Consider the following 17,991-nt stretch of genomic DNA (forward strand, 5'->3'; position numbering starts at 1 on the left):
TGGATGGTCAGCGTCTCAGGATCGGCGTCCGTAGCGGAAACAGGCAGGTTCAATTGCGTACCGAAGCACATGTTCTTCTGCGCAATCGCTGTAACAACAGGCGCTGAGTTCCATGTAGTGGCGCTGTCTTCATTGCTGTAAGCGGAATGCCCTCCTTCATTTACCGCACGCACCATATAGAAGTAAGTGGTGTTGGCGGGAAGTGTTGTATCCGCAAAGGAAGTACTGTTAGCCGGTACAGTGGCAAACAGCGCATATCCGTCGGCGGTATTGGCGGATCGGTATATTTCAAAGCCGGTTTCATTGTTGGACGCATCGTTCCATGTGAGGTGAACACGGCTTGTTGAAACAGCGGAGGCGTTGAGTTGCGCCGGAGCCTGCGGACCTGCGGGAAGATCTTCCGTTCTTACTTCCAGCTTATCGTATTTGTTCTCTTTCAACAGGTTGATTTCTCCACTGGTAAGCGCTTTCCCGAAGATGGAAAGATCGTCGATAGCGCCGGCGAACCTTCCGGTTCCGAAGTTAAAGGCATTGGTACCGTTCACCCTTGCAACAGAAGAGGAGTTTGAACCGGCGGCGATGGCGTTAAAGCCCAGTGCGCTGTCGCCGGCAACCAGCGTGCCGTTCAGGTATAATTTCAGTGTATTCGTATCATATACTACCGTAACATGCTCCCAGTTCGTGCTGGTATAAGGAACGGAAATGCTTTTGCGCACATTGGCGTTGGCCACACCCACGAATATTTTATTGGAGTCGAGCCTTACCGCCAGGCCGTAATCGCGTCCACCGATATCAATCACATTTCTGCCTCCTGTAAATGTGGTGGCCTTCATCCAGAAAGCAACGGATTTTTTATTGTAAGCGCCGCGGAGGTAATCGTTGGCTACACTTGTAAAGTCTGCATGCTGGTTGGTGCCGTTAAACACCAGTGCATGGGAACCTTCTTTCTTATTGTTGTTATCAAATACAGGGCCGCTGGAAGGAATAAGCGGTTTAGCTCCGGAAATGGAATCAATATAAGAATTGTTCAACCTCCACACGCCGAGTGCGTCATTATCAACGGGGAAGAAGGCCGATTCTCCAAACTCACCAACAGCACGCACTTTGTAGAAGTAGTTTGTTGCAGGTTGTAATTCCAGGGAATCGGTAAAGGCTGTATTGTTTGCACCTGTAGTACCCACCATTGTGAAGCCACCCGTAGCGTCTTCAGACCTCCACACCTCAAAGCGCACTTCATTGCTACTGCGGTCGTTCCAGGAGAGTTGCACCTTATTATGTCCCAGAGCGGTAGCTGAAAGCGCACCCGGTGTTGCGGGGGCGACGCCATCGGCAGGGGCGGGGTCAATAAAGGCTGAATTGGGCACTGTTGCGTAACCTGAACCGGTAAGCGGTGTTCTCCAGGAGAAGGTCATGGATTGGCCGCTCGTTCTTTCGAAATAGGCGATCGCAATCGGATAAGTACCTGCCTGCAGGGTGAGCGCCTGTGAGGTAACCGTGGTATTTCCGTGATTACCGTCATTGTTCACCACTACAGGGCCGCCCACATAAGCGTATGGGGAACCAACCTGGTTGAGGTTACCCAACCATACCTTACTTCCTTCATCCGATGCCGTGCGGAAATAGTAGGTACCTGTTACCGGTACGGTAATATAACCTTCCCAAAGGTAAGAGAAGCGGTCGTCCTGGGTTCTCTCATTGATGCTTACCGCAGGCATTGTGCCCACAGCATAAGGGGTGAGGGAGTCGTAGTTGGGAAGCGCGGTCCAGTTTTCAGTGGTGATGTAATATTTGAAACTGAGTCCGTTCAGCAAAGGTCGGGCGGTAGCCTGGTTGCTGAAGGCTGAAAGGTTACCCGCCGCGTCTTTGGCTTTTACCCGGAAATTATAGGCGGAGCCATGTTCCAGGTTATACACCGTGATATAGGTATTCTCTGTTTCGTAATATTTCAATCCATCTACATACACTTCATATCCTGTAACCGCCACATCATCTGTGGATTCATTCCAACTTAATTCCACCGCATTACGGGTTGTGGAAATTACCTGGAGTTGAAGCGGTGTGGTAGGCGCCTGAATATCCGAAAGTGTACGTGCGTTTACTTCATTGCTTACAGCCGAAGCGCCATTGTTGTTGATGGCTCTTACTTTGAAATAATAAATGGTGTTGGAACGCAGTTGTTCAATCGTAAAGCCTGTGCTGTCCGCGGCAGTGGTGGCTATAAGCTGGTACGTGCCGCCGGCTGCAGTTGATTGGTATACTTCAAAACCCGTTTCATTGTTTGCGGGAGCCTGAACCTGGTTCCAGCTCACACGTATTTTTGTTTTGGAAACTGCATCCGCGCTTACCGACAGCAGTGCCGGAGGCGCATCCGTTCCATTCGCGTTTTTCACCACAAAAGGAGCTGAGAATTCGCTGGCGCAACCGTTTTCTTCGCTTACCATCACTTTGTAAGCGCCTGGTTGTTGTACCTGCAGAAATCTTGTTGTGCCAAGAACAGTGGCTTCCCCTTCTTTTTGCCAGGAGTAAGCAATGAATCCTTCCGGCACTTCAAGTTGTACACCATCAGTATGAGAAGGGGATGGGATCAGCGGGCTACCACCGCCTGAAATGGTAATCGCGGGCGGAACCGTGGCGCCTTTTTCTTTAATTACCACTGGGATGGGCGACCAGTCTGACCAAACAGTACCCCTCAGTACACGACAGGCGTAAGTGCCTATCGAAGTTGCGGTATATGTATTGTTGTTCGCTCCGGCAATTACCTGTCCGTTCTTGCTCCATTCATAACCATCAAAACCGGGCGTAACGCCGATGACCTGACTGATGGTGGTGTTGGGACAGAATTCAGTTCTGCCATTGAGCGGCCAGGGATTAGCCTTATGCGCCCTTTTGATGAAAGGGAGGTAATCGGCTTCGGCCCAGGCGGTGTTCCAACTGCTATGACCCAATGTTGGATATTCTGTATAAGTGATATTTGCTCCGGCGGCTTTAAAGGAGTTCACCACGCCACGCGCGGTAAAAGGAGCCGGTGCTTTATCAAGTCCACCCTGGAAAAGCCAGATCGGCGTATATTTTACATTCGCGATATTATTAGGATCCGCGTCATAGTTAGATACCGCACTGATGGGAGTTCCCGCGGCCACCAACGTGGGATACAGTTTCAGCATCTGCCATGTTGCGCCGCCACCGCCGGATAAACCGTTCACGATCACGCGGAAAGGATCTACACCAAGTTCGGGAATAAAATAGTTTTCTATCAGTTCATTGATCGCACTGTAATGATTGGTATTAAAACCACCGGAGGAAGAACTGGTTTGCGGATAAAAAAGAAACCCGTCGAAACTGCCGTTGTCCACATTGTTCATGAAGCGTTGTCCACCGTGTACCAACTGGGCTTCGTTATCGTAAATAGAGCCTTTTTCACCAACACCATGAAAAAATACCATGATGGGATACTTCTTACCCCTTCCCAGCGAATCTTTGTAGGATTTCGGGAACTTCAGTCTGAAAGACATTCCCTTGTAGAAATAGGCCTTGTACGAAGTGGTATTGAAAGATACCCTGTTTGTTTTCACCCACTTGGAAAGCGTGCCGAATGGCGGGGTTTCCGGCGGAGCACTGGCGTTGTACACGACAATGGGGTCATCAGGATTCAATACACCTGTTTGCGCATGCGCGAAGTTTTCAATGAGGAGGAGCAGCAATAATACTGCTAATCGCAACGGAGAGTAGGACTGCTTCATTAACGGACAATTAGTGGTTTGTAGGCACAATAAGCCTTTCGGCATTTTTGAATGTCGGCTCTTCAGGAATACTGAAATTCTGGCAACAATGCATACCACTGGAGAATTTGCCGGGGCAAACGGTAGTGGCGGTTATAGATAGGAGATAGGAGTTTTCAGGATAGGGTACGCAAATATATAGCAAACTAAATGAATGTTGCAAGTGCCGGTGGCAAATTTTACCACTTACGGGTGCCCGTTAACATCTCATTTTCAAAAAATGAAACAAACGTTGAGTATCGATATATAATTTTTGTGATTAATGTGATAGCGTGGGCCATTACTTACGTCAATACGGGAGCGCTGCTTATACTGTTGTAAAGCGTATCTCTTTCCACCGGCACCCTGCCCGCCTGTTCTATCAGCAGGGTAAGTTCTTTGGTGGTCATCGCTGGCTTTTGTTCTTCTGATCCGGCCATTGAATAGATTTTCGTGGTATCATCAATGGTGCCGTCAAGGTCATTCACGCCGAAAGACAGTGTCATCTGGGCGTTGTTCCTGCCCAGCATGGGCCAGTAGGCCTTCAGGTGGGGGAAATTGTCCATGTATATGCGGGCTATAGCGTACATGCGCATGTCTTCCACTACCGTAGATTCGGGCACATTGCTCATTTCATTGTCGCCGTTCCTGAATTTCAGCGGGATGAACGTGTTGAAGCCTCCGGTTTTATCCTGGAGTTGGCGCAACCTTTCCATATGGTCCACCCGGTGGAAATAGGATTCGATGTGTCCGTAAAGCATGGTGGCATTGCTGTGCATGCCCAGGTTGTGCGCGGCTTCATGTATGGCAAGCCATCCTTCCGCATCTACTTTATCGTCACAGATCTGCTGCCTGATCTCGGGATGGAATATTTCGGCCCCGCCGCCCGGAAGGGAGTCCAGTCCTTGTTCGTGGAGGTATTTCATGCCATCGGCAACGGATACTTTGGCTTTGCGGAACATATAATCCAGTTCAACGGGTGTGAAGCCTTTGATGTGAAGTTCAGGGCGATGCGCCTTTATTTTCCGGAGCAGGTCGGCGAAGAATTCCAGCGTGAGTTTGGGATGAACGCCACCCACCACATGCACTTCAGTCACGGGTTGCCAGTCGTATTTTTTAACGATGTCCAGCATTTGTTCCGTGGTCAGTTCCCAGCCTTCTTCCCGGTGCGCGTATAACTTAGAGTAAGAACAGAACTTGCAGGAGAATACGCAAACATTGGTAGGTTCTATATGAAAGTTCCTGTTGTAATAAGTGATATTGCCGTGTTTCCGTTCACGGATATGGTTGGCCAGCGTTCCCACGAAGGGGAGCGTTGCTTTTTCAAAGAGAAGTACACCTTCTTCGGGTGTGATCCTTTCTTCCGCCAGTACTTTACCGGCTATTTGGATAAGCGATTCTTCGGAGGTTAGTTGGTAGAGTCTTTCAAGTGTTGCTGCTGTACTCATGGTGTCTTCACAATTTTTTTCGTCACATGCCTGTCGGTATACCCGAGTTGAATAAAATATGTTCCCGCCGCCAGGTGGCCCAGGTGTAGTTCTATGTAAGAAGCCGCGTTCCCGGTATATTGCCGCTGGTACACCTGTTGGCCGGCAGCGTTCACCAGCCTGATGTACCGTAAACCGGTTGGCTGGCTGTAATGCTGCACCATCAGCAGGTTCGGGGTAACCGTCGGCGAAATCAGGAATCCGTCCTCCTTTAATTTGGCAGGAAGGTTTCTTCCATACACATTTACATCATCCAGGTAAATATTGTTGTCAAAGTTATTGATATTGCGGAAAACGAGGTAAAAAGTGTTGGATTGTGCCAGGAATGGCGTGAGATTCACCGAATCTTTCCGCCACTGGTTCCTTCTGGCCGGAACAAAATCTCCGTTGCTGCCTGTGTTTTCCATGCTCAATTCCGTGGTGGATTTGAAATACACCTGCTGGTAACTGAGTCCGCAATCGGTGGTGAGTTGAATACTGAAATAATCCGGTTCGGACGGGTTTTTAGGTTGTGCAGCTACGCGGAACGATACATAGAGGGAATCTGAGGGTGCAAAGGTAAACAATGGCGTAGAAAGATCGCTTGATCCGCCCTGGGTTCCAAGTGCAGATGCATTTCCCGCTACTGCGCTGCGGGTCCCGGTATAAGCGGCCAGGTTGGTAAGTGCCCAGTTAAAGGTGTTGTTACCTTGAGTTTGCAGGAACCAGTTTTGTGGCGGAAAGCCCGATTGTTCAAAGCTTTCTGACAATGGCAAAAGAATAGGGTCCTGCCTTGTAAAAGTTTTGCGCAAAGTGTCGTTGGTATGATCCGGGTCAGGGGGTCCGTTGGGAAGAGAAGTATATACGATCAGTTCGTGCGTACCCGTCGTAACCGCCGTGGCGGGAAGGGTGACCACTTCAGTCTGAAATCTTTCAAGGTATCCCGTCCATTGGAAGGATGTTTCTGTTCCATTGTCTGTTCTGTAAGCGATCCGTAAGCTTTGAAGCGGCGCTATCCCTTCATTCCGGATGGTCACCTTCGGTGTGATGTTCGGGGTACAAAGCCGCTCAGCCGGATCGTTGATGGTGGATAATGCGGCATTGTTATCGGGGAAATTGAATCCGTTCAATGCAATATCATCAAGAAATATATTGTTGCCGAACTGGTTGATGTTCCGGAAGAAAACCTGGATCGTTCCGCTGTTCCTGAAAGCCGACAGGTCGATCTGTTCTTCCCGCCACTGTGTGGCGTTCGGGAAGAAGGCATCGGAAGTAGCTGGAGCGGTTACGAGTGTGCTCCCCCATTTTTTGTACACGGAGGTAAGGGTTGCCCCGCAATCTGTTGAAACCAATACCTGTAAGGTATCAAGGTATGTATTGTTGTAGATGGCGGCCGCTACAAAAAACTTCAAGGCAATGGAGTCTGCTCCGTTCAGGGTTGCCGCGGGCAATACCAGGTCCGCCGCTTTTCCAGGTTCATCTGTTTCAAAGTTGGGGAAATAGATCGAATACGTGCCGGTATGTGCAGCAGAGGTAGTGACCTGCCAGTTGGTGTTGCCGGTGCTGCGCAGGTACCAGCTTCCGGAGATCGTACCGCTTTCAAATCCTTCGGTTATGGGCAAATCTGCAGGTGCGTTCACGGAGAAGCTGATCCGGAGCGTATCGTTTGAAAGATTGTTGTCCGTTCCTCCGTTGGGAGCTGCCACGAATACAAGAAGGGTATGTGTACCCGGCGTAAGGTTCACGGCGGGAAGCAGGATATTTGCTGCCGTATAAGCCGCCAACGTAACGTTTAATGTACTGCTTTGCGGCGTTCCGCCGTCCAGGATATAGCCGGCTGAAAATGTGGTGAGGGTGGTGGTGCCTGAATTTCTTATGGTGATGGAAGGACTGAAGCTTCCGCTGCAAAGGACGGCCCCATCTGAAATATTAACTCCTGCAACAACACGTGCATCCAAAGGGTAAACTACCGGGGCGGTACAACCGTTGGATTGCAGCAAGCCTGATCTGTCGGAAGAGTTGTTCAGCGCGGTTTCCATTAAAGCCGCCTGTCCCTGGGTGAACATCATCATGGCCGCGTCGTTCACGTAATCCATATAATTCATGAACATTACACCTGGGGCGGATGGGGTACAGGCATCTGTTTTTGGAAATGTGGGTGTGCCGAAATTGGCGGTGTCCTGGTTGGGTGTATCGCTTACGCCATCACTATCGGAGCAGGAGCGCGTATTTTCCGATGCACCCCAGATGTGTTGCAGACCGAAAAAATGCCCAAGTTCATGGGTGGCGGTTCTTCCCAGGTTAAAAGGGGCCGTGGCCGTACCTGAATTGCCGGTGTACCTGTAATTGAGCACTAAGCCCATTTCGGGTGCGGGCAGTCCCGGAGTTCCGGGTAAAAAACTATAACCCAGTGTGCCTCCGGCTATCTCCGTTACCCAGATGTTAAGAAATCTGCCCGGATCCCAGGCATCTGAACCGCCGAGCGAAGTGTATTTCACAGGATCCCCTAAACCCGGAGACGCCCCCAGCGTATATGTTTTGCGAACGATGCCGGAAGTAGGTTCATCCAGCGGATTCCGTTGCGCCAGGCAGAAGCTGATCTGGCTTTTACCAAAACGGTCTTTAAAAGCGGCGGGTATATTCACTGAATCCGCATTGGAACCGCTGAAATCATCATTAATGATTTTCAGTTGCCCCAATAGTTGCGCGTCGGTTACCTGCGCGGGATTGGGCAACAACACATGGAACACAACAGGCACCTGTAAAGAAGCCTGAACGCGCGCATCAGTATGGATTTCTTTTCGAAGTACTGCCTGCTTCCTGAGCTGGTCCAGTCTTTCTTCAAAAGTTTTTCTGTACGCTGGGAATTGACGGAAATACTTTTCCATCACTGCTCCTGTTCCGCACCTTTCCGTATGAACATGTTGGGCTTCCAATAGAAAGCATACCAATAACAGCAGGCAGGTGAACGTAGTTTTCAGCATGTGTGTTTTTTATGAACCCATGCTTTCCTGCAGGTTGCTGCGCTCGGGCATGTAGTGTAGCGTTAAACTACCAATTAAATGTTACCTGTACCTTAATGTCTGGGTGAATGCTATAAATCATGGGGCAGGTATGGGCGGTCCGTTCCAGGATGGTTCTTTCCTTTTCTCCGGCTACCACTGTTTCGGGGAAATGAAATGTTAAATTTATGCCGGAAATCCTGCGTGGGTCGGCGCTCATGATCTTCTCCACTTCCACTTTGGTACCTTCAAGCGCCACTTCTAACGCGGGCGCCTTCATGCCCATGATGGTGAGCATACAACTGGCAAGGGCCGTGGCCGTAAGGTCGGTGGGAGAGAACCGTTCGCCTTTTCCATTGTTATCCGTAGGGGCGTCGGTTTCGATGATGGTGCTGGAGCGGAGGTGGGTGGCAACTGTTCTTAAATTACCTTCGTATGTAACAGAAGAGGTCATTATATATTTTTGCCCTAAATTTACGTTAGTAACAAGTAATCAAATCATTACCGTGAAAAAACTTTTTGCCGCAGCGGCACTGCTGTTCAGTTCGGGACTTCTTTTCGCGCAGAGTAAAGAAGAGAGAAGGGAGGAGAGGAAAGAAAGGATAAATGCGCTGATGCGGCAGGAAGAAGAGGGCGTAGTCATCTATAATAAGCAAACCACTTTCGCCATTCAACTGCGGTCCAATGGATATGGCGCTTTTATTGAGTGGGCCAGGATGAAGAACAGGAATTACGCTACACTTTACCAACTTGAATTCGCCGAAATCAAGCACCCGAAGGAAAATAAAGTTCAGTTCCTGAACAACTCATCAATTATTCCCATAGTGAATAATCCTGTTATCTATGCGAAGCAAAACTACTTTTACAACCTGAAATTCGCCTACGGACAATCCCGTCGAATCGGAGATAAAGGCAATAAAAACGGGGTGTCGGTGAATGCCGTGTATATGGGTGGGGTATCCCTGGGGTTGATGCGCCCCTATTATATCCGCGTTGTTAATTTTCAACAGAATAATGAGGTGAGCGAAATCAAATATGGTGAAAATGCAGATGACGACCTTGCATTTGTGGGAGAAAGAAGCGGTTATGGTATAGAAGGTGGGGCCGGACTTGGAAAAGGCTGGGGAGAAATTAAAATACGTCCCGGCGCTTACGCAAAGGGCGGCCTCCGTTTCGATTACGGCCGTTTCAATGAAGTGGTATCCGCCCTGGAAGTAGGACTCACCGCTGATTTCTACGCCCAGAAAGTGCCCATCATGGTCGATTACAAAGCCGATCAACTCTTCTTCGGCGCCTACCTGGCAATTGAGTTTGGTAAAAGGAAGTAATGTAACTTTGTGCCAGATTTCAGAAAAATAAGGAGGCGTATGCTTCCCTAAAACATTGAGGATGCAAGAATTACCGATCGTTCAGGTTATTAATGAAGAAGAAACAAGGGTTAAAAAACCGAACTGGCTCAGGGTTAAATTACCTATCGGAGAAAGTTATAAACACGTAAGAGGTCTGGTTGACCAGCACAAGCTCCATACCATCTGCGAAAGCGGCAATTGCCCCAATATGGGCGAATGCTGGGGAGCGGGAACCGCTACTTTCATGATTCTCGGCAACATCTGCACCCGCAGTTGCGGTTTCTGCGCCGTGGCGACGGGAAGGCCCGAAGCCGTAGACTGGGACGAACCACAGCGTGTGGCAGAAGCCATCCACCTTATGAAAGTGAAACACGCCGTGATCACTTCCGTGGACCGCGACGAACTTAAAGATGGTGGCTCCATCATCTGGCACAATACCATTAAAGCGGTAAAGTCACTCAACCCGGATACTACACTGGAAACGCTGATCCCCGATTTTAAGGCGGAGAAAGAACCCATTCAACGCATCATTGAAGCGGCGCCCGAAGTGGTTTCCCACAATATAGAAACCGTGGAACGCATGACCAGGCGCGTACGCATCCAGGCCAAGTACTGGAGAAGCATGGATACGCTCCGCCAATTGAAGGAAGGTGGCATGCGCACCAAATCCGGCATCATGCTCGGGCTTGGCGAAACTAAGGAAGAAGTGGTGCAAACCCTGCACGACCTGTACGATAATGGTGTGGATGTAGTAACCATCGGCCAATACCTTCAGCCCACCAAAAAGCACCTTCCCGTGGACCGGTTCGTTCACCCCAATGAGTTCGCTGAACTCAGGGAAATCGGCTACCAACTGGGTTTTGATTATGTTGAAAGTGGCCCCCTCGTTCGTTCTTCCTACCATTCCGAAAAGCATGTTTTCCAGGGCTACGGAAGAAAAGTTTGGGAACAGGAAAAAAACTTAAGCTGAAAATGCAACCGATAAAATTTTTAAAGGCCGTAACGGGCCTTTTCTTTTTGGCACAAACAGGCATGGCACAACTGAAATGGACAAATGTAAATGAGCAGTTTGGTTCATTGCCCCAGGGCGTCAATGTATACTATACCGCTGGCGCACTCGATGGCAAACCCAATGTAGCTTATTACTTCGAAGTACCGTTGAAAGATAAAAAACGCCTGTTCGTTGCCGATACAACATTATCAAGAAGGCTTACACCGCAACAGTTTTATGAAAAGAACGGGAAGCCTTTGCTGGTGGTCAATACAACGTTCTTTTCGTTCCAGACCAATCAAAACCTGAACACGGTGGTCAGGAACGGGGAAATGGTGAGTTTTAATCTGCATTCCACCGGAGGAAAAGGGAAGGATACGCTACTCTATCACCATACCACCGGCAGTGCCATTGGAATCAGTAGAAAACGAAAGGCCGATGTGGCCTGGCTTTATACCGATTCCGCCGCGAAGTACCCCGTCGCCTTTGAGAAAGGGCCTGAGTACCGTAAAGATTCCTTTCAGTATGTAAGCAAATACACTTTTGCCCCCACGCTGCACCATACGCCCACGCTTAAACGAAGAAATGGTATTGTGGAAAGCTGGAAGGTGCAAACCGCCGTTGGCGGCGGACCGGTATTGGTGCAGGATGGAAAAGTACGGATCACGAACAATGAGGAAATGAAGTTCGCGGGCAAAGCGTTGTATGATAAGCACCCCCGCACCGCGATGGGCTATACCGAAGATGGCCGGTTGATCGTACTTGTGGTACAAGGCCGTATGCCGGGCGTGGCCGAAGGCGCCGATCTTCAGCAAATGGCAAAAATGCTTATAGATATTGGTTGTACGGAGGCCCTGAACCTCGATGGTGGCGGCAGCAGTTGTATGCTGGTGAACGGAAAAGAAACCATAAGGCCATCTGATAAGGAAGGGCAAAGACCCGTCCCGGCCGTATTCATAGTGAAGTAACCTCTTTTTAGTAGCTTTATCCCATGCAACTCCTTTTTACAGAAGAATATTGCAGGCCCGAACGGCTTTTCCCTTTTACGGCCACCAGGCCCATACAGGACCTGAGGATCGGCATCCTTACCATCAGGGAAAAATGGGAGCTTTTACTGAATTGTACCTCTTCCGATAAAACATCCGATTATTATAAAGATCATTCGGGATCAGTAACGATATCCCCAGATATGCCCTATGCCGATGCCCTGCTGATACACGGAAATGTAATCCCAACCCCGGCCCTGGCAAAGGCGGTACTATCGCTTGTTCCGGGACAAGGCCTTTCTTTGACCGGTTACGGCGGCTTCGCTTTTCGGTTCAATGCGGCGTTTATCACCGGGAAACATTCCTTCCGCGTAGCTGAATTGAAAGAATTTACTGAAGAAAACCCAAACGTACTTGAACACCCGCGGCAACTGTTTGAATGGAACGACCGCTGCATAAGGAACGATTTCAGCCTGCTTTCTTCCAATAGAATATCAGCGGTACCTGATGCCTCCAACCGCATCACCACTCCGGAAAATATATTTATGGAAGAAGGCGCGGTGGTGCTGCACAGCATATTAAACGCTTCAACCGGACCAATATACATCGGGAAGAACGCCCAGGTGATGGAAGGTTGCCTCATCCGCGGGCCTTTCGCCCTGGGAGAAGGCGCGGTGCTGAAAATGGGGACCCGTGTTTATGGCGCCACCACCATAGGACCGTATTGCACCGGGGGCGGGGAAATCAAGAACAGCATCATGATGGGCTATTCCAACAAGGCGCACGACGGCTACCTCGGCGATTCCGTGATCGGCCATTGGTGCAACCTGGGTGCGGGCACCAGCAATTCCAACCTCAAAAACAATACTTCACCCGTAAAATTATGGAACCATCCCGGCGCGGAAGCTGATCTGGCAGGAAGTATGAAATGCGGGTTGATGATGGGCGATTACGCACGGGCCGCCATCAATACCTCGTTCAATACCGGCACAGTAGTAGGGGTGGGGGCCAATGTATTCGGGGGAGATGCCCTAACGCCGAAATTCATACCTTCGTTCGCCTGGGGAAGCGAGGGCATCGAACGATACCGGTTCGACAAATTCCTGGAAGACATCAAAGGATGGAAAGCTTTCAAAGGGAAAAAACTTGGTGAACACGAAGTGAACATACTGAAACATATATTCGACAAAGAACCATAAAACAAAACAAGAGCAAGCATGAGACAGCAAATTGCAGCCGCCAACTGGAAAATGAACCTGACCTATCAACAGGGCGAAGAACTCCTGGATGCCATTCTTCCCGCCACAGCCGGATTGAATGAACACCAACGCGCTATTTTCGCGGTGCCGGCGCCTTACCTGCAAATGGCCGTTAAAAAGACCGACGATTACGCGAAGGCTTTTGTGGCCGCCCAGAATTTCCACGATAAAAAAGCCGGCGCTTATACCGGTGAGATATCCGCTGATATGCTGCACTCCATCCACGTTACTTACGTGGTGCTGGGGCATTCGGAAAGAAGGGAATATTTTGGCGAAAGCAACGCCTTCCTCGCCGCCAAAGTAACCACGGCGATCCAGGAATACATTACCCCCATCTTTTGTTGCGGAGAACCCCTCCCGGTAAGAGAGCAGGGGAACCAGAACGAATTTGTCCGCGTTCAACTGGAAGAATCACTTTTCCACCTCAGCGCGGAACAGATGGAACGAGTAGTGATCGCATACGAGCCGATCTGGGCCATTGGTACCGGTGTTACCGCATCTACAGCGCAGGCACAGGAAATGCACGCCTACATCAGGAGCGTACTGGCCGATAAATATGGCGCGGCCACTGCCGAAAAAGTTTCCATCCTTTATGGGGGAAGCGTAAAAGCCGCCAACGCCGCTGAATTGTTTGCCTGCCCGGATGTGGATGGTGGATTAGTAGGAGGCGCATCGCTGGTGGCCGAAGAGTTTAAAGTGATTATCGGCGCGTTGAAATAATTTATAAACAGTTTGATTTCACCATCGAAGGATCAGGTTCGCTATGGAGAGAAAAAAAATACTTTGGCTCTGTAGCTGGTATCCAAACAGGAACGACCCCTTCGATGGTGATTTCGTGCAGAGACACGCAAGGGCGGCGGCTCTATACAACGATATCCACGTAATCGCATTAAAGCCCGCTTCGGTTGACGAAGAAGTTTCCAATACTTCACCAGGACTTACCGAACAACTCTTTTATTTCCGTAAAAAAGGAGGATTGTTCAAGCCGCTGGATCTGTTCCATTGGTTCAGTTCATATAAAAAAATCATCAGGAATTATATAGCAACGCACGGCAAACCAGCATTGGTGCATGTACATGTGCCCTGGAACGCTGGATTGCTTGCTTTGTGGGTCAAAAGGAAATACGGAATTCCTTTTGTGGTAACAGAGCATTGGGGGATATACAATGAAAATGTGGAAGGGCCGTACCCCAACCGCCCATTTATTTTCCGGTTGCTGATGAGGAACATATTCAGGAATGCCACACATCTTGCTACCGTGAGCGCTTACATCGCGGAGAAAATCAATCACTATGTGAAGCCAATTCCCTTTACTTTGATCCCGAATGTTGTGGATACGGATGTATTTAAATACATAGAAAGTCAATCCGCCGTATTCACTTTTCTTCACGTTTCCAATCTCGACCCGGTGAAGAATTTTTCGGGCATACTTGAGGCGGTTGCTTTACTTGAAAAAGCGGTATCGACACCCTTTCAACTGGTGATTGCAGGAAACCGGGATGCTACTTATGTTGAATTGGCAGAGAAAATGGGACTGTTGAACAGCATAGTTTTCTTCCGTGGAGAAATCAGTTATAGTGCCGTAGCACAAGAGATGCAGGCTGCAGATGCCTTTATTTTGAACAGTATTTCAGAAAACGCTCCCTGTGTGATTGCGGAGGCTTTGTGTGCAGGTTTACCCGTTGTAACCACAACGGTTGGCGGCATAGCCGAAATGGTGCATGAAAGCAACGCCATAATGGTGAAAGGGACAGGTGTTAACGGATTGCTCGCTGCCCTAAAAGAAATGATCAAAAAAAACGATCTATTTGATAAAAGAACGATAGCGGCATCAGCCTGTTCATTGTATGCTTATGAAGTAGTGGGCAAATCATTAAACAAACTGTATCATTCGGTAATCAGCGATGGTTCCCGGCGATCTTCTCTATAAAATCAGCGGTTTTTTCAGCCACTTTTTCCCAGTTGTACGTTGTTTCTACGAGTCTTCGCGCATTACCGCGCATATTGGTGAGTGATGCATAACGCTCTTTTGAGTAGCTGATCTTCCGGATAATATCCTCGATACTCCCATCCGTGAGCAGCCCGTTTTCGCCATCTTTTATGATTTCAGCGATTTGTCCCATATTGCTGGCGATCACCACCAGTTCCATGGCCATATAATCAAATAATTTAAGAGAAGACCCGTAAAAACCGATCGGCGACCAGTTGTAATCATTATAAATACAAAGACCTACATGTGCGTGGGAAAGAAAAGAGGGGAGAAGGTCGTTTCTGATTTCAGCGAAGGAAATTACATTAGAGAGAATTTTACTGTTGTAAACGGAATGGCTACCAAAAGTAACGAACAGGATATCCGGGTCACTTTGTTGCATTCGTTCCGCTACTTCAAGTATTTTATTGGTTCCCTGCCAGGATGAACCGCTTACTCCGGCCCATGCCACTACGAAGCGATCGGCTACCAAGTCTTTCATCGGATGCGTGTCCGCGGTTTTTTCGCGCCGCATCACCTCATGCTCCGCTCCATTTGGAAAATAGGTATGCTTTTTTACCAAAAGGTTTTTTTCACAATACTGCTGGAGTATCCTGCTCACGGAGATAGTGCCATCACAGAAACGGGACAGCATTCTCCTGTTCCTGTTCTTGCGTTTTATCCAGGTTAACAGTTTAATATCTGGTTTGCCTTGTTGGTCGGCTAACGCTTCCTCAATGGGTGCATTTATTTCCCAGATCACCTTAATTCTGCCGAAAGACAATAGTTTTAATAATGTGGCCCATTCGTACCATTTCCAATGTGTTACCCTGATATAAAGTACATCAATGCTTTTCAGAAAAGAAAATACGCCTTTTATATTCCTGGAATGATCGACAGAAAGGAGATTGTCACCCATACCAAGCGTGTGCAATTCGTACCCCCTTTTTTTCAGATGACTGAAAACATAATATCCATGGGCCGAAGCGCTGCTGGTTAAAGGATAAAACTTTGTATAGATGATACCGATTCTCATCCCTTTAACCTCCCCACGAGTGCTACATACTCCGCCATAGCCGATTCCTTCGTCTTCCCCTTCAATTCTTCCCAGGCCGCGTACTTCGCCTTCGCCACAAAATCGAAAGGGTTTGAAGGCGCATCTCCGCTCACGTCCCCTTCGGTAGCCTGTTTGTAAAGGGAGTATAATTGAAGCAATATTTCGTTGGAAGGCTTCTCCGTCAATGTTTTACTGGCCGCCACGGCTTCCTGGAATTTAGTTGCTGTATCCATGTTTTTGCCGGAAAAATAGCATTTTCCCACGATTTACAACTGCCTGAAAAAGAACCGTTCCTTTTCGCTAATTTTGCGCATTAAAACAGGATCTTCCTTCATGAAGAACATTAGAAACTTTTGCATTATCGCGCACATCGACCACGGAAAGAGTACCCTCGCCGACAGGCTCCTTCAAACCACCAATACCATTTCCGAAAGGCAGATGATGGACCAGGTGCTGGACGATATGGACCTGGAAAGGGAAAAAGGCATCACCATTAAGAGCCACGCCATCCAGCTCGATTACAACTATACCGGCTCCAACGCCGATTTTACCGCAAACAAGCAATATACGCTCAACCTGATTGATACCCCCGGCCACGTGGATTTCAGCTATGAAGTGAGCCGTGCCCTGGCCGCTTGCGAAGGTGCCCTGCTCCTGGTAGATGCCGCACAAGGTATTCAGGCCCAAACCATTAGTAATCTTTACCTCGCAATAGAGAACGACCTTGAGATCATTCCCGTGATCAACAAAATCGATATGGCCGGCGCCATGATTGAAGAAGTGGAGGACCAGATCATTGAACTGATCGGTTGTAAAAGGGAAGACATCCTCCGCGCCAGCGGCAGGACCGGTCTCGGTGTGGAAGCCATTCTTGAGGCCATCGTGGAACGTATTCCCGCGCCCGAAGGTGATCCCGAAGCGCCCCTTCAGGCGCTGATCTTCGATAGCGTGTTCAACAGCTTCCGGGGTATCATCGTATATTACAGGATCATCAACGGAACGCTGAAGAAAGGGGATAAGGTAAAATTCGCCTCATTGGGAACGGAGTATATTGCCGATGAAGTGGGCATCCTGAAAATGGGGCTCGCCCCGAAATCGGTGGTGAATTGCGGCGATGTAGGCTACATCATCACAGGTATTAAGAACGCCAAAGAGGTGAAAGTAGGGGATACGCTAACGCTTACCGCCCGTCCTGCCGAAATGATCAAGGGATTTGAAGAGGTGAAACCCATGGTGTTCGCAGGTATTTTCCCTGTGGAAACTGATGCTTTCGAGGAACTCCGGGATTGTATGGAAAAGCTCCAGTTGAACGACGCTTCGCTCACGTTTGAACTGGAAACCAGCCAGGCCCTCGGTTTCGGCTTCCGTTGCGGCTTCCTCGGTATGCTCCACATGGAGATCATCCAGGAAAGGCTGGAAAGGGAATTTAATCAAACCGTAATTACAACGGTACCCAACGTAAGTTTTACCGCCACCACCACAAAAGGGGAGACCATCATCATCAGCAATCCCGCCGATATGCCCGATGTGGTGAAGATTGATAAGATAGAAGAACCTTTCATCAAAGCGCAGATCATTACCAAACCCGATTATATCGGGAACATCATGACGCTTTGCATCAATAAAAGGGGCATGCTGCTCAACCAGTCGTACCTCACGCCTACACGCGTGGAGTTACTGTTTGAAATGCCGCTCACCGAAATCGTATTCGATTTCTACGATAAGCTGAAAAGTCAGACCCGCGGCTACGCATCCTTCGATTACCATCCCAGCGGTTACCGCGAGAGCGATATCGTGAAAATGGATATCCTTCTCAACAATGAAAAGATAGATGCCCTCAGCGCATTGATCCACCGCAGCAGGTCTCATGAATTCGGCCGCAAATTGTGTGAGAAACTGAAAGAATTACTGCCCCGCCAGCAGTTCCAGATCGCCATCCAGGCCGCCATCGGCGCAAAAATCGTGGCCAGGGAGAACATCTCCGCCATGCGCAAGGACGTTACCGCAAAATGTTATGGTGGTGACATCAGCCGGAAACGGAAACTCCTTGAAAAGCAGAAAGAGGGTAAGAAGCGGATGCGCCAGATCGGAAACGTGGAAGTACCACAGGAAGCATTCCTCGCAGTGTTGAAGCTGGATGAATAAATAGAATTT

General features: G+C 49.0%; 13 protein-coding genes. 7 read left to right on the top strand and 6 right to left on the bottom strand.

The annotated features are described in order from the left end of the window. The 4 genes from M4J38_RS19460 to M4J38_RS19475 all read right to left on the bottom strand — a co-directional run. Positions 1-3,740 (bottom strand): fibronectin type III domain-containing protein (locus M4J38_RS19460; RefSeq protein WP_251761481.1); only part of this gene is annotated, 3,740 nt, incomplete at its 3' end. Positions 3,741-4,063: 323 nt separating this feature from the next. After that, positions 4,064-5,206, bottom strand: a complete 1,143-nt coding sequence (gene mqnE, locus M4J38_RS19465; protein WP_251761482.1) for an aminofutalosine synthase MqnE — start codon at positions 5,204-5,206, stop codon at positions 4,064-4,066. Beyond that, the gene (locus M4J38_RS19470) at positions 5,203-8,208 is read right to left on the bottom strand and encodes a T9SS-dependent choice-of-anchor J family protein (RefSeq protein WP_251761483.1); all 3,006 of its coding nucleotides are present in this window, start codon (positions 8,206-8,208) and stop codon (positions 5,203-5,205) included. The genes mqnE and M4J38_RS19470 overlap by 4 nt, the downstream gene beginning before the upstream one ends. 67 nt (positions 8,209-8,275) lie before the next feature. After that, on the bottom strand, positions 8,276-8,680 hold the full coding sequence (locus M4J38_RS19475) for an OsmC family protein (protein WP_251761484.1): 405 nt from the start codon (positions 8,678-8,680) through the stop codon (positions 8,276-8,278). A 52-nt stretch (positions 8,681-8,732) separates the two neighbouring features. Between M4J38_RS19475 and M4J38_RS19480 the strand changes: the two genes are divergently transcribed. From M4J38_RS19480 to M4J38_RS19505, 6 genes are all read left to right on the top strand, one after another. Then, entirely contained in the window at positions 8,733-9,554 is an 822-nt protein-coding gene (locus M4J38_RS19480; protein WP_251761485.1) for a hypothetical protein, read from the top strand. Positions 9,555-9,615: 61 nt separating this feature from the next. Next, positions 9,616-10,545, top strand: a complete 930-nt coding sequence (lipA, locus tag M4J38_RS19485; RefSeq protein ID WP_251761486.1) for a lipoyl synthase — start codon at positions 9,616-9,618, stop codon at positions 10,543-10,545. 2 nt (positions 10,546-10,547) lie between these two features. Continuing rightward, positions 10,548-11,534, top strand: coding sequence for a phosphodiester glycosidase family protein (locus M4J38_RS19490; RefSeq protein WP_251761487.1), 987 nt, complete (start codon positions 10,548-10,550; stop codon positions 11,532-11,534). 23 nt (positions 11,535-11,557) lie between these two features. Next, positions 11,558-12,751: a putative sugar nucleotidyl transferase gene (locus tag M4J38_RS19495; protein ID WP_251761488.1), complete on the top strand. Its 1,194-nt coding sequence runs from the start codon at positions 11,558-11,560 to the stop codon at positions 12,749-12,751. An 18-nt stretch (positions 12,752-12,769) separates the two neighbouring features. Further along, on the top strand, positions 12,770-13,531 hold the full coding sequence (tpiA, locus tag M4J38_RS19500; RefSeq protein WP_251761489.1) for a triose-phosphate isomerase: 762 nt from the start codon (positions 12,770-12,772) through the stop codon (positions 13,529-13,531). Between the two features lie 43 nt (positions 13,532-13,574). Then, positions 13,575-14,741 (top strand): glycosyltransferase, encoded by a 1,167-nt coding sequence (locus tag M4J38_RS19505; protein ID WP_251761490.1) that lies wholly within the window; start codon positions 13,575-13,577, stop codon positions 14,739-14,741. Here M4J38_RS19505 and M4J38_RS19510 read toward each other — a convergent pair. Together M4J38_RS19510 and M4J38_RS19515 are read right to left on the bottom strand one after the other, a co-directional pair. Beyond that, positions 14,710-15,816, bottom strand: a complete 1,107-nt coding sequence (locus M4J38_RS19510; RefSeq protein WP_251761491.1) for a glycosyltransferase — start codon at positions 15,814-15,816, stop codon at positions 14,710-14,712. The genes M4J38_RS19505 and M4J38_RS19510 overlap by 32 nt on opposite strands. Then, a complete protein-coding gene (locus tag M4J38_RS19515) occupies positions 15,813-16,070 on the bottom strand; it encodes an acyl-CoA-binding protein (RefSeq protein WP_251761492.1) in 258 nt (85 codons plus the stop codon). Before M4J38_RS19515 ends, M4J38_RS19510 begins: the two co-directional genes overlap by 4 nt. A 100-nt stretch (positions 16,071-16,170) precedes the next feature. Here M4J38_RS19515 and lepA point away from each other — a divergent pair, with 100 nt between their 5' ends. After that, complete coding sequence (gene lepA / locus M4J38_RS19520) at positions 16,171-17,982, top strand: translation elongation factor 4 (protein ID WP_251761493.1); 1,812 nt, start codon at positions 16,171-16,173, stop codon at positions 17,980-17,982. Positions 17,983-17,991 lie beyond the last annotated feature (9 nt).

It is taken from the genome of Parasegetibacter sp. NRK P23, from assembly GCF_023721715.1.
Lineage (GTDB): Bacteria > Bacteroidota > Bacteroidia > Chitinophagales > Chitinophagaceae > Parasegetibacter.